The 25694-nt window shown below is 64.4% G+C and carries 18 protein-coding genes, 1 tRNA gene and 2 pseudogenes; 15 read left to right on the forward strand and 6 right to left on the reverse strand.

The window, feature by feature from the left end:
* Positions 1–468 precede the first annotated feature (468 nt).
* Positions 469–544: transfer RNA gene (locus G4L39_RS01015), tRNA-Val, on the reverse strand.
* 474 nt (positions 545–1018) lie between these two features.
* Here G4L39_RS01015 and G4L39_RS01020 point away from each other — a divergent pair.
* The 14 genes and pseudogenes from G4L39_RS01020 (at position 1019) to G4L39_RS01080 (ending at position 14215) form a co-directional block, all read left to right on the forward strand.
* Positions 1019–1618, forward strand: a complete 600-nt coding sequence (locus G4L39_RS01020; protein WP_240893721.1) for a heavy metal translocating P-type ATPase metal-binding domain-containing protein — start codon at positions 1019–1021, stop codon at positions 1616–1618.
* A gap of 12 nt (positions 1619–1630) precedes the next feature.
* Positions 1631–1756 carry a hypothetical protein gene (locus G4L39_RS15860; RefSeq protein ID WP_276607511.1) on the forward strand — a complete coding sequence of 42 codons (126 nt, stop codon included), beginning with the start codon at positions 1631–1633 and terminating at the stop codon, positions 1754–1756.
* A gap of 177 nt (positions 1757–1933) precedes the next feature.
* Positions 1934–2570 (forward strand): annotated as a pseudogene (ccoO, locus tag G4L39_RS15685) (cytochrome-c oxidase, cbb3-type subunit II); the annotation flags it as partial.
* A gap of 248 nt (positions 2571–2818) precedes the next feature.
* Entirely contained in the window at positions 2819–4312 is a 1494-nt protein-coding gene (gene ccoG / locus G4L39_RS01030) for a cytochrome c oxidase accessory protein CcoG (RefSeq protein ID WP_205880686.1), read from the forward strand.
* Positions 4309–4800: a FixH family protein gene (locus tag G4L39_RS01035; protein WP_165105256.1), complete on the forward strand. Its 492-nt coding sequence runs from the start codon at positions 4309–4311 to the stop codon at positions 4798–4800. The genes ccoG and G4L39_RS01035 overlap by 4 nt, the downstream gene beginning before the upstream one ends.
* A 406-nt stretch (positions 4801–5206) precedes the next feature.
* Positions 5207–7594 carry a TonB-dependent siderophore receptor gene (locus G4L39_RS01040; RefSeq protein WP_165105257.1) on the forward strand — a complete coding sequence of 796 codons (2388 nt, stop codon included), beginning with the start codon at positions 5207–5209 and terminating at the stop codon, positions 7592–7594.
* A gap of 99 nt (positions 7595–7693) precedes the next feature.
* On the forward strand, positions 7694–9139 hold the full coding sequence (locus G4L39_RS01045; protein ID WP_165105258.1) for a PepSY-associated TM helix domain-containing protein: 1446 nt from the start codon (positions 7694–7696) through the stop codon (positions 9137–9139).
* A gap of 168 nt (positions 9140–9307) precedes the next feature.
* Positions 9308–10060 (forward strand): energy transducer TonB, encoded by a 753-nt coding sequence (locus G4L39_RS01050; RefSeq protein ID WP_165105259.1) that lies wholly within the window; start codon positions 9308–9310, stop codon positions 10058–10060.
* 9 nt (positions 10061–10069) lie between these two features.
* The gene (locus G4L39_RS01055; RefSeq protein ID WP_165105260.1) at positions 10070–10765 is read left to right on the forward strand and encodes a MotA/TolQ/ExbB proton channel family protein; all 696 of its coding nucleotides are present in this window, start codon (positions 10070–10072) and stop codon (positions 10763–10765) included.
* Between the two features lie 6 nt (positions 10766–10771).
* A complete protein-coding gene (locus G4L39_RS01060; RefSeq protein ID WP_165105261.1) occupies positions 10772–11197 on the forward strand; it encodes an ExbD/TolR family protein in 426 nt (141 codons plus the stop codon).
* A gap of 1 nt (position 11198) precedes the next feature.
* Entirely contained in the window at positions 11199–11780 is a 582-nt protein-coding gene (locus G4L39_RS01065; RefSeq protein WP_165105262.1) for a hypothetical protein, read from the forward strand.
* Positions 11781–12173: 393 nt separating this feature from the next.
* Positions 12174–12893 carry an orotidine-5'-phosphate decarboxylase gene (pyrF, locus tag G4L39_RS01070; RefSeq protein ID WP_165105263.1) on the forward strand — a complete coding sequence of 240 codons (720 nt, stop codon included), beginning with the start codon at positions 12174–12176 and terminating at the stop codon, positions 12891–12893.
* Between the two features lie 103 nt (positions 12894–12996).
* A pseudogene (locus G4L39_RS01075) lies at positions 12997–13224 on the forward strand (putative quinol monooxygenase); the annotation flags it as partial.
* Between the two features lie 250 nt (positions 13225–13474).
* Positions 13475–14215, forward strand: coding sequence for a 3-keto-disaccharide hydrolase (locus G4L39_RS01080; RefSeq protein WP_165105264.1), 741 nt, complete (start codon positions 13475–13477; stop codon positions 14213–14215).
* A gap of 42 nt (positions 14216–14257) precedes the next feature.
* Here the strand turns inward: G4L39_RS01080 and G4L39_RS15690 are convergent, their stop codons facing one another.
* From G4L39_RS15690 to G4L39_RS01105, 5 genes are all read right to left on the reverse strand, one after another.
* Complete coding sequence (locus tag G4L39_RS15690; RefSeq protein ID WP_165105265.1) at positions 14258–16618, reverse strand: glycoside hydrolase; 2361 nt, start codon at positions 16616–16618, stop codon at positions 14258–14260.
* Between the two features lie 99 nt (positions 16619–16717).
* Complete coding sequence (locus tag G4L39_RS01090) at positions 16718–17782, reverse strand: radical SAM protein (RefSeq protein WP_165105266.1); 1065 nt, start codon at positions 17780–17782, stop codon at positions 16718–16720.
* Positions 17779–19944 carry a glycoside hydrolase family 2 protein gene (locus G4L39_RS01095; RefSeq protein WP_165105268.1) on the reverse strand — a complete coding sequence of 722 codons (2166 nt, stop codon included), beginning with the start codon at positions 19942–19944 and terminating at the stop codon, positions 17779–17781. The genes G4L39_RS01090 and G4L39_RS01095 overlap by 4 nt, the downstream gene beginning before the upstream one ends.
* A gap of 184 nt (positions 19945–20128) precedes the next feature.
* Entirely contained in the window at positions 20129–20770 is a 642-nt protein-coding gene (locus G4L39_RS01100) for a response regulator (RefSeq protein WP_165105269.1), read from the reverse strand.
* A complete protein-coding gene (locus tag G4L39_RS01105; protein WP_165105270.1) occupies positions 20767–23781 on the reverse strand; it encodes a sensor histidine kinase in 3015 nt (1004 codons plus the stop codon). Before G4L39_RS01105 ends, G4L39_RS01100 begins: the two co-directional genes overlap by 4 nt.
* Before the next feature lie 199 nt (positions 23782–23980).
* Here G4L39_RS01105 and uxaC point away from each other — a divergent pair, with 199 nt between their 5' ends.
* Positions 23981–25435, forward strand: a complete 1455-nt coding sequence (uxaC, locus tag G4L39_RS01110; RefSeq protein ID WP_165105271.1) for a glucuronate isomerase — start codon at positions 23981–23983, stop codon at positions 25433–25435.
* The last annotated feature ends 259 nt before the right edge of the window (positions 25436–25694 follow it).

Below are 25694 nucleotides of genomic sequence, written 5' to 3' on the forward strand. Positions count from 1 at the left end.
GCGCCGGGGTTTTTGAAGACCGCTCCCGTGTGGAAGGCGTCGAAGGCGGGCAAAGATCGGAGCGGAGGGCCCGCCCGGTTTGGGGCCGGCTGGCAGGTCTCCATATCGCGCGGCTTGTGGGGCGGGGCCCTAGGGTTGGACTTGTCTTTGAAACCGGCGGGCGAGCGGTTTGCGGTTGGACCCCGGGATGAGGACCCCATTGGTTCGAAGGCGTGGGTGGATGGTTTTGGACTGTGAAGGGCCGCTCCAGGTCTGGAAGGAAGGTCCTGTCGCTCCAAAAACAAATCGGTGGTTGCGGGTTGCCGTCCGACAGCGTGGTACAAAGGGGCGACGGTGCAGGATGCCTTGGGGTCAGGGGTTCGAACGGGGAGCGGGTCGGCGCTGGCTGAGTGGCCGGGTTGGCAGGGTGCGCCCGTGGAGGACGCCGCGGTGGCAGTTGGGGTTGGTTGTTGGAATCGGAAGAAATCATGGTGGGCGCTGCAGGATTCGAACCTGCGACCACCTCCGTGTAAGGGAGATGCGCTAGCCGCTGCGCCAAGCGCCCACCCGTGAGCTTGGGACACCTTAGTCCCGGCGGGTTGGCTTGACAACCCTGTTTGGCTCGGGCCGTTCGGGCGGTGCTGCGTCCGCCCTTGAGGTGGGAGGGTTGGCGGGTGGCGACCGCTCCAGTGCCTCATTCAGCCTTGCAGGCGCGGGGCAGTTTCAGGGTCAGGAGATTTGGAGTCCGTCGTTCGGCGTTGATGTTTGCGCGTGGGAAGGCTGTTTTCGGTCCGGGACGTGCGCATGCGGGGGGTCGGCTTTCGGGGCTTGGAGTTGTGAGATCGTCGACAAGGCAGCGCGCGCTAACGGTATGTATTAGTGCAGAACATGGTGCTCGGCGATGGCATCAGAACAGAGTATGACCTGCCATATGCGGCAGCGGGGCGACAATGCATGCAAAAGAAAGGGCAAGGGAAGAAAGTTTGGGGTACTGACGGGTTGCATGGGGTTGAACGGGGACAGATCGGGGGTTGCCCTGATGGAGCCGGGGCCGGTAGCGGCGGGGTCCGACGCCGGTCCTGCGGGGAGTCCTTCCAACTGCGCACATTGCGGCACGCCGTGTGGCACCGGTTCGGTGGAGGTTGAGGGGCTGCGTTTTTGCTGTGCCGGGTGCCGGACCGTGTTTGAGTTGCTGGACCGTCATGGTTTGAGCCGGTTTTATGAGTTGTCGCGGACTCCGGGTCTGCGGGTGAGCGGGCCGGTGGGGGCGGCGCAGTTTGCCCATCTGGACGATCCGGAGGTGTTGGAGAGGGTGTTGGATTTCAGTGACGGGCGCCGGCACCGGGTTACGTTGCATATTCCGGCCATTCATTGCGTGGCGTGTGTGTGGTTGTTGGAGAACCTGTTCCGGTTGCATCCGGGCATTGGGCGTTGCGAGGTCAACTATCCCCGGCGGGATCTGATGGTGGAGTATGCCCCGGAGCGGTTGCGGTTGAGCGAGCTGGTGGCGTTGCTGGCCTGGCTGGGTACGAGTCGGTGTTTCACTGGGGGGATCTGGGCGGGCGTCGGGGGACTTCGGAGAAGCCGGTTCGGCTGTGGTTGCAATCGGGTGTGGCGGGGCTTGCCTTTGGCAATGTGATGATTTCGCCCGTTGCATACGAACGCGGTGATTTTTGCCTTTGTGGGCAACGGGATGTTCACGGGGATTTATGACTCGGTGCAGCGCCTGTTGAAGGCGCGTTTGTACAGTGACACGCTGAGCTGGCTCAACTTCTGAGGCTGGAATCTGATCATTGTGGCGGCGGCCATTATGCTGCCGCTCGGATTGACCACGAGCAAGCAACACGCGGACCTGGAGTGGCCGACTGACATTGCGGTGGTCTGGATCGCCTTCACCGTGAATTTGCCGGGCACAATCCTGCGGCGGCGGGAGCGACACATATATGGATGGCTGGAGGGCGTGCCGGTGACGTTCACGGTGCTTGCGATGGTGGCGGTACTTGGTGGGCGGGCTGGTGGAGATTGTGCCGATGTTGTTGATCTCCTCGAACGTGCCACGGTTGGCGAGCGTGCAACCGTACACGCCGTTGGAACTGTTGGGGCGTGACATTTACATCCGGGAGGGATGTGTGGGTTGTCAGTCGCAGATGGTACGATTGTTCCGGTCCGAGACGGAGCGTTACGGGGAGTATTCGAAGAGCGGTGAGTTTGTGTTTGATCATCCATTCCTGTGGGGATCGAAGCGCACGGGACCGGACCTGCATCGGGTGGGTGGGAAATATCCCGATGCCTGGCACTACAATCACATGAATGATCCGCGGAGCACCTCGCCGGGTTCGATCATGCCGCGGTATCCCTGGCTGTTGACGCAGAAGCTGGACATGTCGTCGTTACCGGCGCGGGTTCGGACGCTGCGGCGTCTGGGGCTGCCGTATCCACCGGGGGCGGAGGACACGGCGATCGAGGAGGCTCGGACCCAGGCGCAACAGGTGGTGGCAAACCTGAAGGCCGGGATGGTGGAGGCCGAGCCGGATCGAGAGATCCTTGCGTTGATTGCCTATTTGCAGCGGCTGGGTCGTGACATCCGGCAGCCCTCGGGCGGGCCGGTTACGGTGGCCCACGGGGCGGAGTTTCGGGACAACCTGCGGACCATTTATAATGGTGTGCCGGAGAAAGGGATGGTGACCTGGAAGACGGTATTGAAACCCTTGGAGATCTACGCGGTGGGCAGCTACATCTACACGTTGCGGGGGAGCAATCCGCCGAACCCGAAGCCGAGGGAGGATCAGGCGCCGCAGTCCACTGGTCCCAGTATTTACGAGTAGCACCGGGCGTGAGCATGAACGGGGCAGGACCGGACATGTCGGGTCCGGGCGACCTTCCGGTGGCGGGTTCCCGGGTGGCGTCGGGGCGGGGGACGGGTGATTTTCGGGATCACCTGGCCACGGCGGACGAACGGGGGCGGCGCATCTGGCTGTACCCGCGCAAACCGCGGGGGCGTTACACGCGCGCACGGCGTGTGGTCAGTGTGTTTCTGTTGGTGCTTTTGTTTACCGGGCCCTTCATTACGATTGGCGGAAACCCTCTGTTGATGATCAACGTGGTGGAGCGGCGGTTTTCGGTCCTGGGCCAGGTCTTCTGGCCGCAGGATGCCGCGATTCTGGCGCTGGGATTGTTGCTGTTTTTCAGTGCAATTGCGGTTTTCACGGCGGCGTTTGGACGGTTGTGGTGTGGTTGGACCTGTCCCCAGACGGTGTTCATGGAGATGGTGTTCCGGCCGATTGAGTATTGGATTGAAGGGGATGGCCCGGAGCAGCGGGCTTTGAACGCGGCTCCGTGGACGGTGCGGAAGGTGCTGAAGAAGGTGGCGAAGCATGCGGTGTTTCTGACGCTTTCGTTTGTGATCGGGAACACATTTCTGGCCTACATTCTCGGGGGACGGGCGTGGTGGGAGCTGGTGACGGATGATCCGCGCCGGCATTTGACGGGGTTGGGTTTCATGGTCCTGTTCACGCTGGTGTTTTATGGCGTGTTTGCGCGGTTTCGGGAGCAGGCGTGCACGTTCATTTGTCCGTACGGACGGTTTCAGTCGGTGTTGCTGGACGAGCATTCGATTGTTGTGGCGTACGATTACAAACGGGGGGAACGGCGGGGGCGATGGCGGCGGGACCAGACACCGGCGGAGCGGCGGGCGGCGGGTTTGGGGGATTGCATTGATTGCCGGCGGTGCGTGGAGGTGTGTCCGACGGGGATCGACATACGGAACGGCACCCAGATGGAGTGTGTCAACTGCACGGCGTGCATGGACGCGTGTGATGCGGTGATGGATCGGCTCAGGCTGCCCCGCGGGCTGATCCGGTATGCATCGCTGAACGGGATTGAACGGGGCGAACGGCTACGGATCACGCCGCGCATGGTGTTGTACAGTTGCGTGTTGTTGGGGTTGTTGACGGCGTTGGGGATGATTTTGGCGACGCGGTCGCCGGTGGATGTGACGGTTTTGCGCGCGCCCGGGAGTTTGTTTCAGAAGACGCCGGAAGGTCGGATCAGCAACCTGTATCAGATGAAGATCGTGAACAAGACGTCGCAGCCCATGCCGGTGGAGCTGGAGCTGGAAGAGCCGGCGGGTCGGATGACGGTGTTTGGGGCGCCGCTAGTGGTCCCGGCGGGGGAACTGTTGCAGACGTCGGTGTTGGTGGAGTTGGAGCCGGGGCAGGTGGTTCAAAGTCCCGTGGAGGTTCGGATTGCGGTGATGCATCAGGGACGGAAGTTGCAGAGTGTTCGGACCGGTTTCCTGGGGCCGGTGAGGGCCGGCTCGTCCATGATTCCATGAAAGCTTCGGAACGGTCTTCGGGGGGGTCGCTGTGGCCTGCGGGCCTGGTGACGGCCTTTGTGTTGTTCGTTGCGGGCACGGCGGCACTGGTCTGGGTGAGTCGGCGTGCGAACCTGGATCTGGTGCGTCCCGATTATTACGAAGCAGAGCAGGTTCATGATGCGGAGCAGGCGCGGCGGGACAGGGCGTCGGCGCTGGCACCCCGGCTGCGCCTGACGCTGGACGATTTGCGGCGCCGGTTGTTGTTGCAGTTACCGCCGGGGCATGAAGGGGCCACCGGTCGCGTGGTTTTCTATCGGCCGTCGGCTGCGGCGATGGACCGTGAATGGCCGTTGCAACCGGACGGCTCGGGTTTGCAGGAAATTTCGGTGAGGGACCTGGCGTCCGGGCTGTGGCGCGTGCGGGTCATTTGGACGAACGGCGGGGTGGAGTACGAGGAGACGGGGGACTTCGTACTGCGCGGCTCTGGCGAGGATCCGGCTCGGTAACCGGTCCGGTCTCTTCATGTGCCGTGCTGCGGGCCCCCCGGGCCAGGGTGAGCCATCGCGTGCGGGACCCTGGAGAGTAATTTTTCCCGCGGGCGGCGGGCTTCTGCGGTGACGGGGCTTTTGCCGGCGCTTTCTGCCCTGTTCGAGGAGCCCGCGGACCTTGGGGCGGGTTGGTGGAGGTGGTTGCACGGGCGAGGCGGAAGTTTCGGGGATGGATTCAGAGCCGGCCTTTGGCGTTCATTGAAGATAGGCTTTTCGCGCTTGGTGGATTCCCGGGCCCGGCTCGTGTTGGCACGAGCAATGGGTGGTGATTCTGCGCTCAGGTGATAAAACCGCAACCGGCCGACAATTTTTCGCAACTGACCGTTAGCGCCGGTTCGGGGTTTGTGTTTTTTCTCATGGCCGTATGAAACGACGGGTTTGGTCTTGGATGTTGAGGCTCAAGCATGATGGTGCAAACGGGCCGGGGTCCGAGTGTGCGGGCGACCCGGCCGGGTTGCGAAAGGGGGTGGACCCGTGGAGGTTCCAGCGGGGCCGTGGGCGCCGGGCGCTGTCCGGTTGCGTGGCGCTGGGGGCATGGGTGTGTGGGGCGGCCGGGGCAGAGGTGAGTGCTGCATCGGGAGCCGGCGGCGGAGCAGAATCGACGAACGCACCTGCGGCCGAACTACCGCCGCTGGTGGTGCGAGCCGAGCCGGTGGCCGAGGGGGGCTGGCGCCTGGACAACACGCTGAAGTTGCCGGCGCCGCTGCATGAAATCCCGCGGAGCATCACGGTGTTTGATGCCGAGCAAATGTGGGAGCAGAACTTCCGGACTCCGGTGGATGCGTTTTACTACACTCCGGGTTTGTTTCCCAACGCCGTGGGCAACGGCGCCTATCATTACATTGCCCGGGGGTTTCGGATGCTTCCGGGGGACACCCTGGTGGATGGGTTTCAGGGCTTTTACGTGGGTGGCGGTCAGGGGCCGATGTCGTTGTACGGGGTGGAGCGAATGGTGGTGCTGCGGGGGCCGGCCGGGTTGCAGTATGGTGCTTCCACGATGCCCGGGGCGGTGATCAACCTGATCACGAAACGGCCGAGGCCGGAGCCGCTGACCCGGGTGGGCCTGACCACGTTTACCTACGGTGGCGGGGGCTGGGATGTTGATGAGCGGCTGGGTTATGGATTGGAATTGGACACCACGGGGCCGGTGGATGCAGAGGGGCGGTTGTTGTACCGGGCGGTGCTGGCCGGGGACAACAGCGAGATGTTCACCGAGGATGTGTTGTATCAGACGCGATATTTCAGCACGGCGGTCACGCTGAAGCTGGATCCCGAGGGCCGACACCTCGTCACGCCTCTGGTGCAATTTTCGGAAAACAAGCGGCCCGGTGGGTTGGGGATGGTCATATCACCCTCGACGTCACTCAGCACGTCCGACGGTGTGAGCGGGCCGATTCACGAGGGGGATTTGTCTCCGTTGAGTGTCCGTTTGTGGGACGGAAACCGGAAAGACAAATATCTCGTGGCGGGGTTTGACGCACAGTCGCGTCTGCTGGACGGGTGGACGTTGAATGCGTCGTATCGGATCAATCACTACGAAACGGACATTTTGCAGTGGAGTCCTGTGGTCAACAATGCGGCGCAGCGGGCGCTGCTGGTACAGAGCAATCTGGTGTACCGGACGCAGTCGAAGAGTCAGGCGGATCGCCTGCAACACCTGTTCGACGTAAACACGGTGTTTGAGTTTGAGCCGGCAGAATGGTGGAAGGATCGGTTCCAGGTGGGGATCAACGGCAGGAAGTTTGATATGGAGAGCCGGTCGGCGACGGGGCCGCTGTCGACACCGCAGTCCCCGATTCACATTTATACTGGCCGGGTGCTGGAGCCGGTGCGTGATGTTTCGACGGGTTGGGGGCCCGTGAGCGTCAGCGATGAGTTTCACTGGAATGTGTATGTGCAGAATCAGGCGGCATTACTGGAGGAGCGGTGGATCCTGACGTTGGGAGTGGGGTATGGCCAGCAGCATTTTGCGGACGCGCCGACCCGGAAGAGTGATGCGGTGCCCACGGCCGGGTTGCTCTACAAGATCACGCCGGAGCTGGCGGCCTATGTGAGTTACGCAACCAGTTATCAACCGGCGGATCCCACGCTCGAGGATTATGACGGCCGGGCAGGAGTGTTTGATCCCCAGACAGGCGTGAATTACGAGGCCGGGCTGAAATATGATCTGTCCCGGGGACGTGCGAGTGTGGCGGCGGCGGTGTTCTGGACGGAGCGGGATAATGTCATTGTGCAGGACACTTCCAGGGGACAGGTGAACGTGAATGGCCGACCCTATTATATCCAGCAGCGTGGTCAGCGTGCCGGGGGCGTGGAGCTTTCGGCGGAGGTGCGACCGCTGGAGGGATGGCGGGTAAACGGAACGTTTGCATGGATCGATGCGAGTTATGAAACGGGTTTGTATCCCAAGCCTGTGGCGAAGACGCCCGAGTATTCCTGGAGTCTATATACCCGTTACGACGTGACCAGGGGGCCGCTGCGGGGTCTGGGTGCCAGTGTGGGGGTTGTGTGGCAGGACGAGCGGATGTCAGGCGCTGCGGCCCGCACGGCGGCAAGTCCGGACCCGCTGATGTTGCCGTCGTTCTGGCGCGTGGATGCCGGTTTGTTTTATCGCGTAAACGAGCACCTGGATGTGGCACTGAATGTGGAGAACCTGTTGGATGAGAGGATCTTCGTGGATGGCACCACGGGTGCGAATCTGCAGGTGGCTGCACCCCGGACGTTGACCCTGCGCATGGGGTACAGGTTCTAGGAGGTGGTTCGGGTTCCTCCGTCAGGGACAGGTGAGGACAGGGGCGGTCCCGCGGGCCTGGCGAAGGCCCGCGGGACCTGGTCGGAGTTGGGAATCCAGATGAAACTGCGGAGTATGTTGTTTTGGGTGCACCTGCTGGCCGGTGTCGTGGCCGGCGTGGTGATTGCAGTCATGTCGCTCACGGGCGCCCTGTTGGCGTTTGAGAAGCAGGTGATCGCGTGGGCGGAGGGCAGGAACCGGCGGGTGCTGGTAGGGGAGGATGGGGCGCGTTTGCCGGTGCAATCGGTGTTGGAACGGATCCAGAGGGAGACGGGGCGGATGCCGGTGGCGTTGACCTGGTACCGGGACACCGGGCTTGCGGTGGAGATTGTGATGGGTAGAGAGGAGGTGTTGTACTGGGACCCTGTGTCGGACGAATTGCGGCCTTCACGTGCCGCTGGTGTGCGGAAGGCAATGGCCGTGTTGACGTCATGGCACCGGTGGCTGGGTATGGAGGGTGAAGGGCGATCCCGGGGCAAGGCGATCACGGGGGCGTGTAATGTGGCTTTTCTTGTCCTGATTGTGACGGGGGCGGTTTTGTGGTGGCCGGTTCGTCGTGGTGGGAGCGCCTGGCGGGTACGGCTGTGGTTTCGCGGGGGCATGCGGGGGCGCGCACGGGATTGGCACTGGCATCATGTGTTGGGTCTTTGGTGTGGGCCCGTGTTGTTGATCCTGAGTGCTACTGCTGTTGTGATCTCGTATGAGTGGGCGTCGCGTTGGGTGACGGGTCTCGGAGCGAATCAGACCGCCGGACCCTCCGTGTTGTCGCGTCCTTCGGGAGGGGATGAGTTGGTTGAGGCGGATGCCCGGCGGCAATGGACGGTGGATGAGCTTTGGGCGCGGGTATCCGGGGAGGTGCCCCATTGGACGAGGGTGATGGTTCGCTTTGGAGGTAACCGACCCGGTGGGCCGAGGTCCGGGGGCGGGTCCAGCCCGGCCGAGCGGCGCCTGGAGGGTGTTGTGGGGGAATCGGGCAAGCAGTCGGGCGGGCGTGGGGACGTCGGCGGTTCGAAGGAGGAGGCCCGCGATGGCGTGTCAACAAGGCGTGACGGGTTGGTCGCCGGTGGGGGAGGTGGGCGGGATGGCCGCGGGGGAGGAGTGATGACCTTTACGGTGCAGGAGCGGGGCGCGTGGCCATTGTTTGCGGTGGTGCGGATTCAGGTGGACTCGCGGTCGGGTCGCGTTGAATTGGTGGAGCGGCATGAGGACCAACCGTTGGGTCGGAGGTTGCGGGCCTGGTTGCGGTATTTGCACACGGGGGAGGCATTGGGATGGCCGGGGCAATTGGTGGCGATGGGGGCTTCGCTGGGTGCGGTGGTATTGGTGTGGACAGGGTTGGCTCTGAGTTGGCGTCGGTTCTTTGGCCGGGGGGTGGTGGTGGGTTTGGAGGGTGATGGAGCCGCGGGGTCCCGGTCCGGGTCTGCTCCGTTGGAGGGCAAGGGACCGCAATTCACCGACAAAGAATCGCAACCTACCGCAAGCGGGCGTCGGGGTGGGGTGATATGATGGGCTGGAGGTTGGCATGTGGGCATTAGGATTTGGTTGGTGTGGCAGATGGATCGGATGAATGGTGCAACGCCCAGGTTGGCGGATGTTTGGAGGCCGTTGGGTTATCCAGGGCTGGAGCGACTGGCCGCCGGCATGCGGAGGGCTTGGAGGGGCTTGGTGGGGCTGATGGGTGCGGAGTTGGTCCAACCGGCGCTGGCGGTTTTATGGGCTGTGACCGCCGGGACGGGGTTTGTGGGGCTGGTGGTCCCCTATCCGGAGGCTGTGCAGGAGGCTCAAGAGGTTGCGCCGCCGGTGCTTGAGGTGAAACCCCTTGCTGTGGAACTGGCGCCTCCGGGTTTTGATGGGGTTGCTTCAAGTCCCGCAGGTATGGAGCAGAGTCTTCCAGCGGGGGAGTTGGTGTTGCCGGAACCGTCGGCGTCGGTGTCCGTACCGGCAGCGATGGTGGCGCAGGATTTACCTGCTTTACCGGAGTTGCCTGTGGCGTTGTGGTCGGATCAAGGGTTGGCGGTGGAGGGATCGGCTGGTGGCGGGCGGGTGGAGAATGGAGCCACGTCTGAAAGGTGGTCTGGTCATGGTGGGGGAGTGGGTGCGGGGGCCGGGGTTGCTGGAACCGGTTCCGGGGGTGGTGTGCAAGCCCTGGTACTGGGTGTGGGGGAGGGTCGGCAACCGGCGCCCCCGTATCCGCTGGAGGCGCGGCGGCGTGGGCAGGAGGGAGTGGTGCGGATCCGGTTTTGTGTGGGGCAGGATGGGCGTGTGCTGTGGGCCGAGGCGTTGGATGGATGTTCGTGGCCCTTGTTACGGGATGCGGCGCTGACGACGGTGCGGCGTTGGTGGCGGTTTCGGCCGGGGGAGGTGAGGTTGTACGAGGTGGAGATTCGATTTGAGCTGGCCCGGGCCGAGGTTGGGTTTCGGGGTTGAGAGGGACACATGTTGGCGAACGTTCTGGTGCATTGGTTTTTGGCGGGTGGGCCGATCATGTGGCCCATTCTGGGGTGTTTACTGCTGGCGGGAACGGTTTTGGTGGAGCGGTTGGTCTGGTGGTGGTCTTTGACGCGGCGGTTGAATGGACCTTTGTTGGAGGAGGTTTTGTCGGCGGCGGGCCAGGGCCGGTGGGACCGTGTGGTGGAACTGGTGCGGCGATCGGACGATCCGTTTCTGCAGACGCTGCGAGTGGGATTGGAGGGTGCGAATGTCTCGGTGGTGGGGGCGATGCAATTGCGAGCGGCGGAGCTGTTGGACCAGGCGGAGAAGCGGCTCTGGGTATTGAGCACGATGATTACATTGGCGCCCTTGCTGGGATTGCTGGGCACGGTGGTAGGGATCATGCGGTCATTTCATTTTCTGGGTGATCAGACCGTGGCTGCGGCCCGGATCAGCGGGGGGATTGCCGAGGCGTTGATTGCCACGGCGTCGGGGCTGTTTATTGCGATCTTGTGTTTGCTGCCCTACAACTGGTTGAGCCGGCGACTGAGCCGCATGCGCGGGCGGTTGCAGCGTTGGATTCAACACGTGGATCTGTTGTTGGAAGCGCAGCGGGCACGGGGTGTGGATTGGAGGGCGATGGTGGGGGGTGGGTCGGGTGCGCCGTCTCCATCTCCTGCGCGGATCTTTCACGATTTCTGAGGAACCATGCCGGTAACCCTGGGCCCAAACGAATCGGGTGAAGAGCCGCCGCGGATTGAGATCATTCCGCTGATTGACATCATGTTTTTTTTGTTGGCGGCGTTCATGCTGGTGAGCCTTTCCATGACGTACCTGGAGAGCGTACCGGTGCAGCTGCCGGCAGCGGCCTCTGCGGAGAGTGACACCGGGATGGTAACGGTGCATTTGGTGGTGGACCGCAATGGCATGCTTTGGTGGGAGGGACGAGTGTACGGACCGGCGGAATTGGCTGCTGCTCTGGCTGAGCGATTGAAGGGGCAGAGAGAGCCGCGGGTGGTGGTCAGCGGGGATGGCGAGGCCCGGCATGCGGATGTGGTGCGGGCGCTGGATGTGGTGCGGGCGCTGGGGATTCATCAGGTGACGCTGCATACGCGGCCGGCGGGGCAGGGCTGAGATGGAACGGACGCTTAACCGAATCAATCTTCTGGCGATTCCGTTGTTGACGGTGCTGTGCGTTGTGCAGTGGTGGAAGGACCGGGAACTGCAGCTGCGATTGGAGGAATCCCGGAGGGAAGTGCGGGGGCTGGTAGAACTGCAGGCGCGGCTGGAAGGACAGCTGGAGAGCGCGCGGGCTGATTTGGGGTTGTTCAAGGAGCGGTATCGCGTCAGCGAGGAGCGCAGTGCCGAGCTGCGGCGGGAGTTGGATGGTGTCAGTCGGGAACGGGATCGATTGGAGGCAGAGGTGGGGCGGTTGCGCGAGGTGCTGACCAACTGGATGGAAGCGGTACGGTTGCGGGACGAGAAGCTGGAGGCAGCGGCCGGGACGATCCGGGAATTGAACCAGCGGGTTGGCGAGTTGGCGGATCGATACCGAAACTGTGTAACGAACTACGAACGGTTGGTTGTTGAGCATGGGCGGTTGTTGGAGCGGCTCCGGAGGCCGGGGACAGGTTCGGGGGGTGGGCCGGGTCATGGAGGGCATCGGACACAGGGGGCGGCGGAGGTGGATGTTGAACCTGATGATACGAGCCCGTAGAAACTTCCGGGCGGCGCTGGCAGGAGAGTGGTGCGGGCGTAGCAAGTCGAAACGTGTGCGGGTGAGGGCAGGGGGTGGGCGATGGCCTCTGGGCGGAGGAAGTGATTGGCTTCAGGGTTGGGGTCCGGTGGGCTGGGTCTGTGATGGGAGCCGGGGGTGTGCCTTTCGGATGGCGGTCACCTGTGCGGTGGCTGGCGAGGTGGGTGTGTCGGATCCACGTTGACCATGAGATTCGAGGCCGCACCGATGGTTGTTTGTAGCGCTGCGGTTTCACGGGGTGGCTGGTGCGAACCGGACGAGGGAGTGGGGCAGGAAGGTTGAGCGGCATTCCGGTGTGATGAGGATTTGACTTGCCGGTTGTGTGGAGGGGGCCGGGTGTGGATACTGGTGCGGATGCGGAATCCGATTTACGTGGCATTGGATGTTCCGAGGGCGGACCAGGCACTTGAACTGGTACGGGAGCTGGCGCCGGTGGTGGGCGGGTTCAAGGTGGGGAGCGAGTTGTTTACGGCGGCGGGGCCAGACCTGGTACGTGCCATTCGGTCGATGGGGGCCCCGGTTTTTTTGGATTTGAAGTTTCACGATATCCCGAACACGGTGAGCCGTGCGGTGGCGGCGGCGGTGCATTTGGATGTGCAGATGCTGACGGTGCACACCCTTGGGGGGTTGGCGATGCTGCAAGCGGCCGAGCAGGCGGCCCGGCAAACGGCCTCGGAGACGGGTCGGACGGCGCCGTTGGTGTTGGGGGTGACCGTGCTTACGAGTCTGGATGGGGCGGCGCTGGCGGAGGTGGGATGTGACGATCATGTGGGCCGGCAGGTGGAGCGGTTGGCGATGCTGGCGGTTCGGGCGGGTTTGCGCGGTTTGGTGTGTTCTCCGCTGGAGGTGGCGGGGCTGCGGCAGTTGCTGCCGCCGCGGATGCAATTGGTGACGCCGGGCATCCGGCCGGAGGGGAGTGATCCGGGCGACCAGAAACGGACTCTGACGCCGCAGGAGGCGTTGGAGGCGGGAGCGGACTGGTTGGTGATTGGGCGCCCGATTACCGGTGCGCCGCGGCCGCGTGAGGCGGCCGAACGGATTTTGAGTGGATTGCGGGAGACGTCGCGAGCCTGAGGGGCTCGTACCGATGGATCCGGGGCGACTTTTGAGCATGAAACCCTTGGTTGTGATCGCCACGTTGCGGGCGCGGCCCGGTCGGGAATAGGAGCTTGAGCGTGCGCTGCGGGGTCTTGTGGCGCCGACGCGTCAGGAACCCGGCTGTGTCCGGTACGATTTGCATCGGTCGCAGGACTCCGCGGGTCGGTTCCTGTTTTACGAGATTTGGGCCGACCGCCCGCACTGGGAGACGCACATGGGTCGTCCTCATCTGCAGGCGTTTTTGGCCCGGGTACCGGAGCTGGTGGAAGGGGAGCCCGAGATTACGCTTTGGGAATTGCTGAGCTGAGTGGGGACGGGGGGAGATGCTCGCAGGCGCAGGGCTTTGTGGCGGGGGTTTTCGGGCCGGGCCCGGGTGTGCGGGCCTGGGGCCGGGCCGGGTACTGTGAAGGGCTGGAGAGAAGGCTTCTGCGGTCCTGTTGGGTTGCGGTTACGAAGAGGGTTGAGTTCGGAGACGGTTTTGAACGGGTATGAAAGCGAGGGCATCAGGTGGGTTTGGGTGGGTCTGCATGGCTGGGGCCGGTTTGTGGGTTCGAGCGATGGTTCGGTTGGTCTTGGGCCTGTGGATTTCGGGTGGGGTTGGGCTGGGGTTGACAGATTGCTGTGCGGAGGATGCGGGGTCTGCCGGGGTGCGTGTGCTGTTCGACGGGAGGGATTTTACGGGGTGGCGCGGGCCCACGGGCGACTGGCAGGTGGCGGGGGATGTGGAATTGGATCCCGAGGATCCCCGGCGTTTGCGTGCCAGGGAGGGGACCGGTGTGGCGTGGAACGGTCCACGGGGCCGGACGGTTCACCTGGTCAGCGAGGAGGAATTTGGTGACGCGGAGATTCATGTGGAGTTTTGTCTGGCCCGGCGTTCCAACTCCGGGGTGTACGTGATGGGGCGTTACGAGGTGCAGATCTATGACAGTTACGGGGTGGAACGGGACAAGTATCCGGGGATTGAGTGTGGTGGGATTTATCCGCGGTGGGTGGACGGTCGTGAGGTGGAGGGGCATTCGCCGCGTGTGAATGCGAGTCGGCCGGCGGGGGAGTGGCAGTCGTTTGACATTGTGTTTCGGGCGCCGCGGTTTGATGCGGAGGGGCGGAAGGTTGAGCCGGCGCGGTTTGTGCGGGTGTTGCACAATGGCCGGTTGGTGCATGAGGACGTGGTGGTGAACGGGCCCACGCGGTCGGCGTTGTTTGAGGATGAGAGGCCGACGGGCCCGTTGATGTTGCAGGGCGACCACGGTCCGGTGGCGTTTCGGAACATTCGGGTGCGACCGCTGCGGTTGCCGTGAGTTTGGCAGGGCGCGGGTTGGAGGGGGTGGTTGGTTTGGGGGTCAGTTTGGGTTGATGTCGACGCGGTAGCCGAGGGGTGGGAGGGTGGATCCGTCCGGTGTGCGCCGGGGTGAGTCACTGAAGTTCACGGTGATGGTGACCCCGTTGGCGAAGCGGGTTTGTTGGACGGCGCGGTCGGGGGAGAGAAAGCGGTGATCGGTCATTTCGGTGTAACCGACGCGGCGTGCGACGGGGCAGACGGTGCGGTAGGACCGGACGAAACGCTGCTTTTGCTCGTGCCAGAGTTTGCGGTCGAACATGAACATGGGCGGGGTGCCGTAGAGGAGGTTGAAGAGGTCGCGCAGGTCCCAGAGGGCGGGGAGTTTGTTGCTGTAATCGCCCCAGTACCATTGGGCCACGACGCAGTCGTGATAGACCAGTTCCCACAGGGGCAGGCGGTAGCGCCAGCCGAGCTGGTAACGGGCGAGTTGGGGTGGGACTTCGGTCCAGATCCGGGCCATGTCCCGGCCGGCGTCGGGCACCCGATAAGGTCCGAGGCTGAGCATGCCCTCGAAGTAGTGGACGTAGGGAACGGCGGCGTCGTGTCCGGTTTCCGATCCGGTGACGAGGTTCATGTCCGTGGAAACGAATTGGAGCAACTGCATGCGGTGGTGGCGGCTGTCGGAGCGGGTCATGGGATGGGCGGGGTCGTAGCATTCGCGCCACGGGCTGGCGGTGGTGGTGTCGATGAAGCGTGCGCGGTACGGGTGGGTGGCCAGTTCGTTGGAGATGCGGGGTCGGGCGTAGTGAAGGGCGCGGCTGTCGCAGAGGACGCCGCAGGGGATGCGCGTGCCGTCGCGTGTCTCGACCTCCCACCCCGGGATCCACCGGCCGGTGGCGTCGCGGATGAGGTCGTCGGGCCAGGCCTCGGTGGGCCAATCGGGATGGATTCCCTTCAGGTGTGGGAACCGGGCGGGGTCCATGACGTCCTGGTAGATGTCGTAGCGACCGGTCAAGACACCGAGTTCGTTGAGTTTGCGGAGGGTTTCCGGGGGTTGGCCCTGGCTCCAAAGGATGCGTTCAATGCCGGTCTGCTGCATTTCGCGGACGATGGAGACGGGGTCGGGATCCCAGCACCACACGTTGACGGCGCCGATCAGGAGGTCCACGTGCGGGTTTTGTTGGCGTTTTTCTGCGAGGGTGCGGAACCGTCCGATTTCGCGGGCGTACCGGCGGTAACGTTTGGCGATGGCCACGTGGCCGCCCTGGTTGAAGAAGATGTAGCGGAGCCGGCGGGGATAGCCGAACTGGCCGGTTTGGGCGTCCCATTCGGGAGCGACGGTGAGCCGGCCGTTGCGGCGATGGATCTGGATGGCTGCGTCGTCGGCGGTTTTGAAAATGGCGGCATAACCGTTGGTGCCGTCGGTGACGCCCCAAAAGGCCATGCAGAGGCCGTGTCCGCCGTAGGTGACGAGGCGGAAGAGGTCCACGTCCGGATCTTCCACCGGGTAGGAGATGCCCTCGTTCATGGGGATGACGAGGTATTGGCCGGGCTGACTTTCGAATGGGTGGGGGAATCGGAGGGGGCCGTTTTGCATGGGCCCGGGGGAGGATAGTTCGATGGTGAACTCCGGTTTTTCCGGCTCGCCCTCGAGGGTGAGGTGGAGCGTGCGATCCCATGCCTGTTGATCGAGTACCAGTTGGAATCCCCGGGGCTGGGGGGTGGCGCACAGGGTGCGGAGTTCGCGATGTAGCGGGACCTGATGCCAGGTGTGGCCGGTTCGCCGGTCGGTGACGTGGAGGGTGACGTTGGACGTGATCAGAGTGACTGTGAGGAGGGGGTTTTCCCACGTCAGGGCCGGGGGCAGGTTGGGATCCGGTGGTCGTGCGTTTTCCGTAGGGTGTTCCAGGTTCACGTCGTCGATCCAGAGGGTGGCGGTGCCGGTGCCGATGAACCGCGGCTGGAGCCGGGCCACTCCATCGGGGACAACCCAGCGGACCTGGTGGAGCTGCCAGGAATCCGAGTTGTGGATTTCCCGGCTGCCGTAGGTCCATTCCATCACGCGACCGTCCGGTGCCCAGAGGGAGGCACACAAATACGCGGTGCCTGACCCGGTTTTGCGGGTCCAGGCCTGGAAGACGACGACCTGGCCGGGGACCACGGAGAGTTGGAGCGCGGGTTCAAAACTCCAGTCCAGGTTTCCCCGGTGCTCGATTCGTGCGGCGCTTTGACCGGTGTGCACGGTGTGAGGGTCGAGCTGAAGCCGGCCGGCGTTGGTTTGGCGGGTCCAGAGCGGCCGCCAACCGGTCAGGCCGTTTTCGAAGCCACCGTTTTCGAGGTGGCCCGGCCCGGCGACGAGGAGGGCGGAGGGGATCAGCCACGGCAGGAGGAGGTGCCACGTCCGATGATTCCGGGTTCTCACATCTTTTGGGACGGTGGGTGGTGGTGTCTTGTTCAAGGCGGGGTTTCGGGGGTGGGTCGCTGGTGCTGTGAGAAGGTTGAGGGTGTGCGGGTGGGAGAGTCATGGGCCGGTGTCTCCGGGCCGGAGCCGTTCATCGAATCGGGTCAGGCCTGCCTGTTCAGCTGCCGAGCGGGCGCATTGGTATTCTGCGCGGGTGATGCGGCGGGTTAATTCGGGCCAGAGTTGTCGTCCGGTCGGAGAGAGGACGCGGCCGGCCGGATGGTATTGGTCCATCAGGTTGAAGTAGGTGCGGGGAGAGATTTCGCGGGCCAGCCATGCGGCCACGTCGGCGGTTCCGGCGAGGTTTTCGGGCATGACGAGGTGGCGGACCAGGAGACCTCGTCGGGCCAGTCCGTGTTCGTCCAGCTCGAGGTCGCCCACCTGCCGGTGCATTTCGCGGATGGCGGCGCGGGCGATGGCCGGGTAATCAGGTGCGTGGGTGAGGCGCCGGGCCACCTCGGCGGACCAGAACTTGAAGTCCGGCATGTAGATATCCACCACGCCGTCGAGCCAGCGGAGGGTTTCGAGGGAATCGTAGCCGCTGCTGTTGAACACGATGGGCAGGTGAAGGCCCGCCTCGGCGGCCAGGGCGAGTGCCTCGAGCAATTGCGGGACCACGTGGGAGGGTGTGACCCAGTTGATGTTGTGGCAACCGGCGTCCTGAAGGGCGAGCATGAGTTTGGCGAGTGTCTGTGGGGACATGGGCTCGCCTGCGGGCCGGTGGCTGATGTCGTGGTTTTGGCAGAAGACGCAGCGGAGGTTGCAGCCGCCGAGGAAGATGGTGCCCGAGCCGCGCCAGCCGCGCAGGCAATCCTCCTCACCGAAGTGCGGAAAGGCCGAGGCCACGCGGGCCAGGCGGCCGATACCGCAGATGCCGGTTTCGTCGCTGAGGCGATTGACTCCGCAATTGCGTGGGCAGACGCGGCAGGCGGCCAGGGCCTGTCGGGCTTGCTCGGCCCGCTGGCGGAGTTCGCCGGTTTGGGCCAGGCGGAGGTAGGCCGGCCAGGTTTGCGGCTGTGGGGCGGTGTGAGGGGGGAGGTTTTGGTGGTTGCGAAGCGCGTGGTTGGGGCCGGTTGCTGCGGCCGGTGGCGGCGTGTGATGTTTGATGTTGCTTTTGTGGTTCATGGCCGGGCCGGGCCGGGCTGTGGGGTGCGGTGGTTGGCGGTGGTTTCCTCCGGCACCCACAATGCCACATCAATATATTGGCCGCCGCGGGTTTGGTGGCAATGGACGGCCAGGACGTTGGGGTCCGGCCGAAGGGCGGCGCGGGCTTCGGGAGTCAACGGGACGGCGATGTAATCGGTGGTGTAGCCTTCCAGGCGTGTGGCGACCACACCGTTGATCCACACGGTGGCGTCTTCGTCGTGGTGGATGAGGAGGTGGAGGTTGTCGGGCACGGGGTCGGGGCATTGGAAGGTGCGGCGCAGCCAAATGTCGGGTCCGGACCATGGCGTTTGGACGAAGGCCCCCGGGGTGCCGTAGGTGCCGAAACCGGCCGGGCCTTCGGCCCAATCGGCGTCGTTGTAGTCGGGTTGGAACCAGCCCTCGGGTGGTGGGGTGAGCCGGTAACGCCAGGGGACCGGCTCCAAGAAGGCGGGTGGTGAGAGGAATTGTCCGGGCCAGGGAGCGCTGGGGTCGCGGTTGAGGCGGTTGAGCAGGGCGGGGTCGAGCTTGCTGACGGCGCGGTCGTAGGTGAGCAGTCCGTTGCATTCGGTTTCGACATCGGTGGTCTGGGTATAGACGGCGGCGCTGAGGCCGCTGACGCGATGGAGTTGCCAGACCTGTTGGAGCAGGCGTTGGTAGCGGGCCGCCAGGGCGGGTGGGTCGGGCAACATCACGTACCCCCAGAACTGAGTGGACCAGGTATGGCCGGGGATGGCGAGGCCGAGTCCGCCGAACTCACCGAGGACGGCGGCGCGGCCGGGTTCGGGCGGGGGCGAGACGGGGTCGGGGTAACTGTGGACATCGACGATATCGCCGACGTGGCGGTCGGTCCAACCGCTGGCGTTGCTGACGAGTCGGTCGGGGTCGAGTTCCTTGACCCAGGCGGTGAGGCGTTCGGTATCGTACTGGCCCCAGCCTTCGTTGAAGAGGACCCAGACGATGATGGAGGGGTGGTTGCGGCGGGCCTCGATCATGCGTTGCAGTTCGACTTCGAACTGGAGTCGGGTTTCCGGAGTGTGGTTTTCGCCGCTGGGCATGTCCTGCCAGACCAGCAGGCCGAGTCGATCGCACCAGTAATACCAGCGTTCGGGTTCGACCTTGACGTGTTTGCGGGCGAGGTTGAATCCGGCCTTTTTGAGGAAGAGCAGTTCGTGTTGGATGGCTTCGTCGCAGGGCGGCGTGTAGATGCCGTCGGGCCAGTAGCCCTGGTCGAGGGTGCCGAGCTGGAAGAGGGTTTGGCCGTTGAGTGCCATGCGGGCGCGACCGTCCTCGCCGGTCCGGAGTGTGATGGTGCGGAGGCCGAAATAGCTGCGCACGCGGTCGACGGGGTGGCCCTGGTGCATCAGTTCGACCTCGAGGTCGTAGAGGAAGGGGTTATCGGGGGACCAAAGCCTGGGTTCGGGGATGCGCAGCCACAGTTCCTGTGCTGCGGGGCCGGTGACGCGGGCGACTTCGCGACCTTCGGCCTTGGCGATGGCCAGGACGCCGAGGTTGTCCCGGGAAGAGGAGGGGTCGACGCGGAGGCGCAGTCCGTTGAGTTCGGGGCGGAGGACGAGACGGTTGATGCAGGGTTGTGGGACCGGCTCCAGCCATACGGTTTGCCAGATGCCGGAGGACGGGGTGTAGAAGATGCCCTCGTTGCGGTGGGCCTGTTTGCCGCGGGGCTGGCCGCCCTCGGTGGGGTCCTCCACCGCCACCAGCAGTTCATTTTCCCCGGCAGGTTGCAGGGCGCGGGTGATATCGAAGGTGAAGGGGTCATATCCGCCGCGGTGTTCGCCCACGTGGATTCCGTTGACCCAAACCCAACAGGCCCAATCCACGGCGCCGAAGTGCAGGCGGATCCGCCTGTTGGTCCAGGACTCGGGGATTCGAAATGTGCGCCGGTACCACAGGCGTTGGTCGGGTTGCAATCGGCGGCCCAGGCCGCTGAGGGGCGCCTCGATGGGGAACGGGACGAGAATGAGGCCGTCCCACCGGGTTGGAGGGGTTTGCCGGGAGGCGGGTGTGATGGCGTAGGACCAGAGGCCGTTGAGGTTGAGCCAGTCGTCGCGGACGAGGGTGGGGCGTGGATATTCGGGCCAGACTTGGTCGGGGCTGACCCGGGCGGCCCAGCGGGTGGTCATGTGGCCGGGGACCAGCTGCCATGCGGGTGCGTGTTGTGTGGGCTTGGAGTCGGGAGACGGTGGAGCGGCGTGGAGTCGGGCGGCCAGCAGGGCCGGGATGAGCCGTGCGAGGCTTTTGAATGCGGGGCACCGGTGTCGCGATCGCCGGTTTGGGCGGTCCGTGGTGGAACCCCGGGGGGCTGCGTCAGCCGCGGAGGTATTTGGCGACGGCTTCCGTGCGGGATCGGACGTGAAGTTTTTCATAGATGCGGCGGATGTAATTGCGGACGGTATGGATGCTGACGCCGAGCTTGTCGGCGATTTCCTTGTAGGCCCGGCCCTCGGCGAGTCCTTCCAGCACCTCCCGTTCGCGGGGTGACAACTCGGCGGCCGGGTCGGGTTTGGGTGGTGGTTGTTGGAAGGAGGTGACGATTTTTCGTGCGATGGGTGCCGACATGGGCGAGCCACCGCCGTGGACTTCCCGGATGGCCTCCAGCAGGCGGGGCGGGGCCAGGCGTTTGAGCAGGTAACCGGTGGCGCCCGCGGCCAGGGCGCGGAAGATGCGGTCCGTGTCTTCGAACACGGTCAGCATGACGATCTGGGTGTCGGGCAGGAGCGGCTTGAGTTGGCGGACGCATTCGATGCCGTCCATGGTGCCGAGGTTGATGTCCATCAGCACGACGTCGGGCCGGTCTGCGGGCAGGCAGGCCAGGGCTTCCTCGGCGCTGGCGCAGGCCCGGACGCAATGGAACCCGTCGGCCGCGTCGATGTAGGCGGCGATCTGCTCGCGCAGGTCGGCTTCATCGTCCACGATGGCCACGCGGATGTTTTCAGAGCGTCTTTTCATGAGGTTTCACGGGGTAGTGGAAATTCCAGTTCGACCACGGTTCCCGCGCCCGGTCGGCTGGTGATTTGGCAGGCACCGCCGATCTCGGTCATTCGGCGGTGCATGTTCTTCAAGCCGTCCTGTCCGGAGGTCGTGGGTGAGACCGGGTTGAACCCCCGGCCGTTGTCCTCGATGCGGATGTGGAGGGATCCGTTGACTGCTTGCATTTCCAGTTGGACCCGTGTGGCGCGGGCATGTTTGAGCACGTTGTTGAGCGCCTCTTCGCAGGCCAGGAAGACGTGATGGCGCACCTCGGCGGAGAGGGGCGCGTGGGGGACCTGGCGGGGCAGGCGGATCTGGCATTCGACGGTTGTGCCCTGGAAATACTCGGTGGCGTACTGGGCCAGATAGGAAACCAGGTGCTCGAGGCTGTCGTTGCTGGGGTTGACGGCCCAGACGATTTCGTCCAGGGCCTGCAACAGGGCTCGTGAGGTTTCAGCGATGGCCTGGAGTTTTCCTGCCGTGGCGTCGGTCTTCGGGGTTTCGAGGAGCGCGCGTTCACTGAGGAAGGAGATGCGCGTCAGTTTCGATCCGAGTTCATCGTGCATGTCGCGGGCGATGCGCATGCGTTCCTTGTGCATGGCCTCCTGTTGGGCCAGGTGTTCCAATTGCCGGCGGAGGCGGCGGTGGGAGGTCCAGCGGACCACCCCGGCCACGGTACCGGCCAGCAAGAGTGCCCAGAGGCTCATGCCCCAGAAGCTGCGCCAGAACGGGGTGGGCACGATGAGGGCCAGCTCGGTCACAGGGCTTTCCCAACTGCCATCGGCGCTGCGTGCGCGGATTTGGAGTCGGTATCTGCCGCCGGGCAGTCGTCCGTAGCGCACACGCCGTTCGGGTCCGTCGTCCAGCCAGTCGGCGTCGAAGCCTTCGAGGCGGTGTTGAAACCGGATTTTTTCACCCTCGGCGGGGGATGGCGCGGTGAATTCCACGGTGAGCGACCGCAGTCCGGCCGGCAACCGCAGGGCGGGCGTGCTGTTTGGACCGGGTCGGGCGGTGGAATTTTGCGGCAGGGCCCGGACTTCGCCATTGACGATCAGGGTTTCGATCCGGACGGAGGGTGCTGGTGGTTCTTCGGTGGTCCCGTCTGTACGGATGCTGACCAAACCGGATTCCGTGGCGAACCAGAGGCGTCCGTCCGGAGTGGAGGCGGAGTGGGGCCAGCCCCAGCGCAAGCCTGTTTCGGAGCGGTGCGTGGCGGCGTACCAGCGGCGGGGTTCCACACCGGGGTCATCCTGCCACAAACGGCGCAGGCTGTGTGTGGAGAGTTGGTATACATCCCGCCCGGTGGTCCACCACAGGTTTCCTTGCTCGTCCTGCTGCAGGCCCAGCACCGGGACCGGGCCGTCCGCGGCCCATGTCCGGGTCAGCCAACGGCGCCCCGTCCAGCAGGCCAGCCCGCGGTCCGTTCCCACCCAGAGACGTCCGGCGGCGTCCCGGCAGAGGGATCGGATGGCTCCATGGCCGGATCCGGCAAGTCCCTCGATTTCGGTCCATGTGCCATCGAGATTTCGCCAGAGGCGGCCTTTTCGGGTGCCGGCCCAGACCTCGGGGCTCACCACCAGCAGGGCCGTGATCTGTACGTCGAGGGGCAGGTGGCTTGTTGAGGCGGTGGTGGCGCCATCCGGGTGCCAATGTTGCAAACCGCCCTGACGGGGAGCGATCCAGAGAGCGCCGGAGCCGTCGGTGGCCACCAAACCGATGTCCTCGGAGATCAGGCCATCGGCGGTGCTGTGGCGGATGACACGATCGGGGCGGATTTCGTACAGACCGGCTCCGGCGGTGCCAATCCACATTCGGTCCGGGCCGTCGAAAGCCACCGCACTGACCAGGCTTCGCACCGGGGCGCGCCACCAACCGGTCGAAGGCTGGAAATTGTCGCCGTTTCGGATCCAGAGTCCCTGTCCCTCGATGCCGACCCACAGTCGGCCGGAGGGATGCGTCTGGACGAGGATGGCGGCTCCCTGGGGCAATCCGGTCTCCGTGCCGTGCACCCACACGCGGGTGGGGCTCAGGCAGACCAATCCGGAGTTGCCGGTGCCCAACCACAGGTTGCCGGCCTGATCTTCGCAGAGTGCGCGCACGTCGTTGGGCAACGAGCCGGAGCGCAGCGTCAAGGGCAGGAACCGTTCGCCGGTGAAGTAGAAGAGTCCCTGACCGCTGGTGCCGATCCACAGGCGACCGTCGCGCCCTTCCCACAACGTCCAGATGCGGACCGACGTTACGTCGCCGCTTCGGAAGTAGTTCACCCGTTTCCCCTCGGTCAGGTTGACCAGGTACGTGTCTCCGAAGGCCCACAGGTTGCCCTGGCGATCCTCGTACACGCCGAGAAACTCCGGGCTGCGACCGGTGCTTTCGGCTTCGAATCGCACGGGGCGGATCTGACCGCCCTGCCACTGACAGAGGCCGCCCGCGGTGGTGATCCAGAGGTCCCCGTTTCGCGCCAGGGAAACCTGGCTGATGGTGTTGTGGGGCAGCCCGTTCTCCGTCGTGAACACGTGGCTGCGGCCGTTCCGCCATTCGACCAGGCCGGCGCTGGTGCCGACCCACAAGGTGCCGTCTTCGGCCGCGGTGATGGTATGAATGGTCGCCGAGGCCGCCACGGGCAGGCTCACCGGGCGCAAGCCGTCAGGCTCGAGGACCAACAGCCCGGCATTTTGCGTGCCCACCCACAATCGTCCCTGCCGGTCCTCACAAAGGACGGTCACGACCGGTGGCGGGCCGGGGTCCGGACCGTTTACCCCCACGGACCGGAACTGGACGCCGTCGAACCGGACCAGCCCCTTGGGAGTGCCCACCCAAAGGTAACCGTCGCGGGTTTGCCAGACGGCGGTCACGGTGCGATCCGGCAGCCCGTTTTCCGGCCGCCATACGCGGATGGTCATCTCCAGCGGACCGCGCGGCGTGGCGGCCGTCAGGCTCATCCACCCGATCCCCAGCAACAGGCACCCTGTCATCAACGGCCCGGCTCGCATGGTTGGTTCCTCGCCCGTGACATCGGCCGTGCCGGCCTGGCACCGGGCACGGCGCAAACCAACCTAGTGTCGTCCCGGCCCGGCTGGCAACTGTCCCCGAAACCCTTCCGGCCGTGGCCGACCGGATGCAAAAATCATGGGTTTCGGTGCACAAATTGTCCCTTGCTGGGCGGCCTGCGCCTGCGGTTTGCTGGAGCCGATGAAAAGCTTCATTCACGAGGACTTTTTGTTGACCACGCGCACGGCTCGTCGGCTGTACCACGAGTATGCCGAACCGGAGCCCATCCTGGACTTTCATTGCCATCTGCCGCCGCGCGACCTTGCCGAGGACCGAAAGTTCCAAAACCTGTTCGAGATCTGGCTGGAGGGGGATCATTACAAATGGCGTGCCATGCGCTCCAATGGTGTGGACGAACGCTACTGTACCGGGGACGCGCCGCCGTATGAAAAGTTTCTGGCCTGGGCGCGGACGGTCCCGCACACGCTACGGAATCCGCTCTACCATTGGACCCACCTGGAACTCAAACGCTACTTCGGCATCAACCTCCTGCTCAACGAAGAGACCGCGCCCGCGGTCTGGAAACGGGCCAACGAATGTCTCGCCCGCCCCGAACTATCCGCGCGGGGCATCCTTCAAAAATTCAACGTCCGGCTCGTGGCCACGACTGATGACCCCACCGACGATCTGCGTCATCACGAAACACTGGTCCGGTCCAATGTGCCGTTCAAGGTCGTGCCCACGTTCCGACCCGACAAAGCCCTGCAGATCCACCAGGTTGGGGCCTGGAACGCATGGGTGGACCGGCTGGCAGCGGCTGCGGATGTGGAGATTGCGTCATGGGACGATTTCCTCAAAGCCCTGGAACGGCGTCATGATGCGTTTGCCCGGCTTGGCTGTCGGGCCTCCGACCATGGTTTGGAAAGTGCGTTCGCCACATTCACCACCGAGGCGCGGTTGCGTGCCATTTTTCGCAAGGCGCGTTCGGGTCGTGCTGTCAGTCCGGAGGAACGCGACGCCTTTGCCTCCCATGTGATGCTTCATGTGGGCCGGTTGAACGCGGCCAAGGGGTGGGTCATGCAGTTGCACCTGGGCGCCATGCGCAACAACAACACCCGGCGATTCCGCGAGCTGGGGCCTGACACCGGGTTCGATTCCATCGGGGATTTCCCCCAGGCCCGCAATCTGGCGGCGTTTCTCGACCGATTGGATCAGGAGGAAAGTCTGCCGCGGACGATCCTTTACAATCTCAATCCGGCCGACAATTACGTGTTCGGGACCATGCTGGGGAACTTCATGGACGGGCGCATCCCCGGCAAAATCCAGTTGGGGCCCGGCTGGTGGTTCCTGGACCAGAAGGAGGGCATGGAATGGCAGCTCAACGCCCTTTCCAACCTCGGCCTGCTCTCGCGCTTCGTCGGCATGGTGACCGATTCGCGCTCCTTCATGAGTTATCCGCGGCATGAGTATTACCGTCGCGTCCTCTGCAACCTTGTGGGTCGGGATGTGGAGAACGGTGAGCTGCCGAACGACGATGCGCTCCTGGGCCCGCTGATCCGCAACCTCTGTTACAACAACGCACGCACCTTCTTCGGGTTTGAGGACCTGCCCGCTTCTCCGGAACCGGGCCGATCCCGTGGCGGAAAGCGACATTGAACCTGGTGGCGGGGTCGGTCGGGTCCATCGGTGACCCGAACATGTTCGCATCCGGGCGTCACCGGCTGGAGACGGGGGGGAGGGGTGGCATCCTGGCCCGACCTCTTTGAGGCGCACAACCGGCCCGGGTGAGCGTGAGGTGCTGTTCATGGCCCGGGTTTGTGATGTCACGCGTGCGCACCAACAGGCTGTTCATGGAGCAGAGGCACGGAGGACACAGAGGTTGCCGCGGAGGAAGGCCGAAAAGGATCATGCGAGA

Origin of the sequence: Limisphaera ngatamarikiensis (genome assembly GCF_011044775.1) — a bacterium.
GTDB classification, from domain to species: domain Bacteria; phylum Verrucomicrobiota; class Verrucomicrobiia; order Limisphaerales; family Limisphaeraceae; genus Limisphaera; species Limisphaera ngatamarikiensis.

Excerpts from the sequence above, each read along its gene's own strand:
- G4L39_RS01080 (WP_165105264.1), top strand. The coding sequence starts at position 13,475 with ATGGTTCGGTTGGTCTTGGGCCTGTGGATTTCGGGTGGGGTTGGGCTG.
- G4L39_RS01050 (WP_165105259.1), top strand. The coding sequence starts at position 9,308 with ATGGGTGCGGAGTTGGTCCAACCGGCGCTGGCGGTTTTATGGGCTGTG.
- G4L39_RS01040 (WP_165105257.1), top strand. The coding sequence starts at position 5,207 with ATGAAACGACGGGTTTGGTCTTGGATGTTGAGGCTCAAGCATGATGGT.
- G4L39_RS01105 (WP_165105270.1), bottom strand. The coding sequence starts at position 23,781 with ATGCGAGCCGGGCCGTTGATGACAGGGTGCCTGTTGCTGGGGATCGGG.
- G4L39_RS01055 (WP_165105260.1), top strand. The coding sequence starts at position 10,070 with ATGTTGGCGAACGTTCTGGTGCATTGGTTTTTGGCGGGTGGGCCGATC.
- pyrF (WP_165105263.1), top strand. The coding sequence starts at position 12,174 with ATGCGGAATCCGATTTACGTGGCATTGGATGTTCCGAGGGCGGACCAG.
- uxaC (WP_165105271.1), top strand. The coding sequence starts at position 23,981 with ATGAAAAGCTTCATTCACGAGGACTTTTTGTTGACCACGCGCACGGCT.
- G4L39_RS01100 (WP_165105269.1), bottom strand. The coding sequence starts at position 20,770 with ATGAAAAGACGCTCTGAAAACATCCGCGTGGCCATCGTGGACGATGAA.
- G4L39_RS01035 (WP_165105256.1), top strand. The coding sequence starts at position 4,309 with ATGAAAGCTTCGGAACGGTCTTCGGGGGGGTCGCTGTGGCCTGCGGGC.
- G4L39_RS01060 (WP_165105261.1), top strand. The coding sequence starts at position 10,772 with ATGCCGGTAACCCTGGGCCCAAACGAATCGGGTGAAGAGCCGCCGCGG.
- G4L39_RS01065 (WP_165105262.1), top strand. The coding sequence starts at position 11,199 with ATGGAACGGACGCTTAACCGAATCAATCTTCTGGCGATTCCGTTGTTG.
- G4L39_RS01095 (WP_165105268.1), bottom strand. The coding sequence starts at position 19,944 with ATGACCACCCGCTGGGCCGCCCGGGTCAGCCCCGACCAAGTCTGGCCC.
- G4L39_RS01090 (WP_165105266.1), bottom strand. The coding sequence starts at position 17,782 with ATGAACCACAAAAGCAACATCAAACATCACACGCCGCCACCGGCCGCA.
- ccoG (WP_205880686.1), top strand. The coding sequence starts at position 2,819 with ATGAACGGGGCAGGACCGGACATGTCGGGTCCGGGCGACCTTCCGGTG.
- G4L39_RS01020 (WP_240893721.1), top strand. The coding sequence starts at position 1,019 with ATGGAGCCGGGGCCGGTAGCGGCGGGGTCCGACGCCGGTCCTGCGGGG.
- G4L39_RS01045 (WP_165105258.1), top strand. The coding sequence starts at position 7,694 with ATGAAACTGCGGAGTATGTTGTTTTGGGTGCACCTGCTGGCCGGTGTC.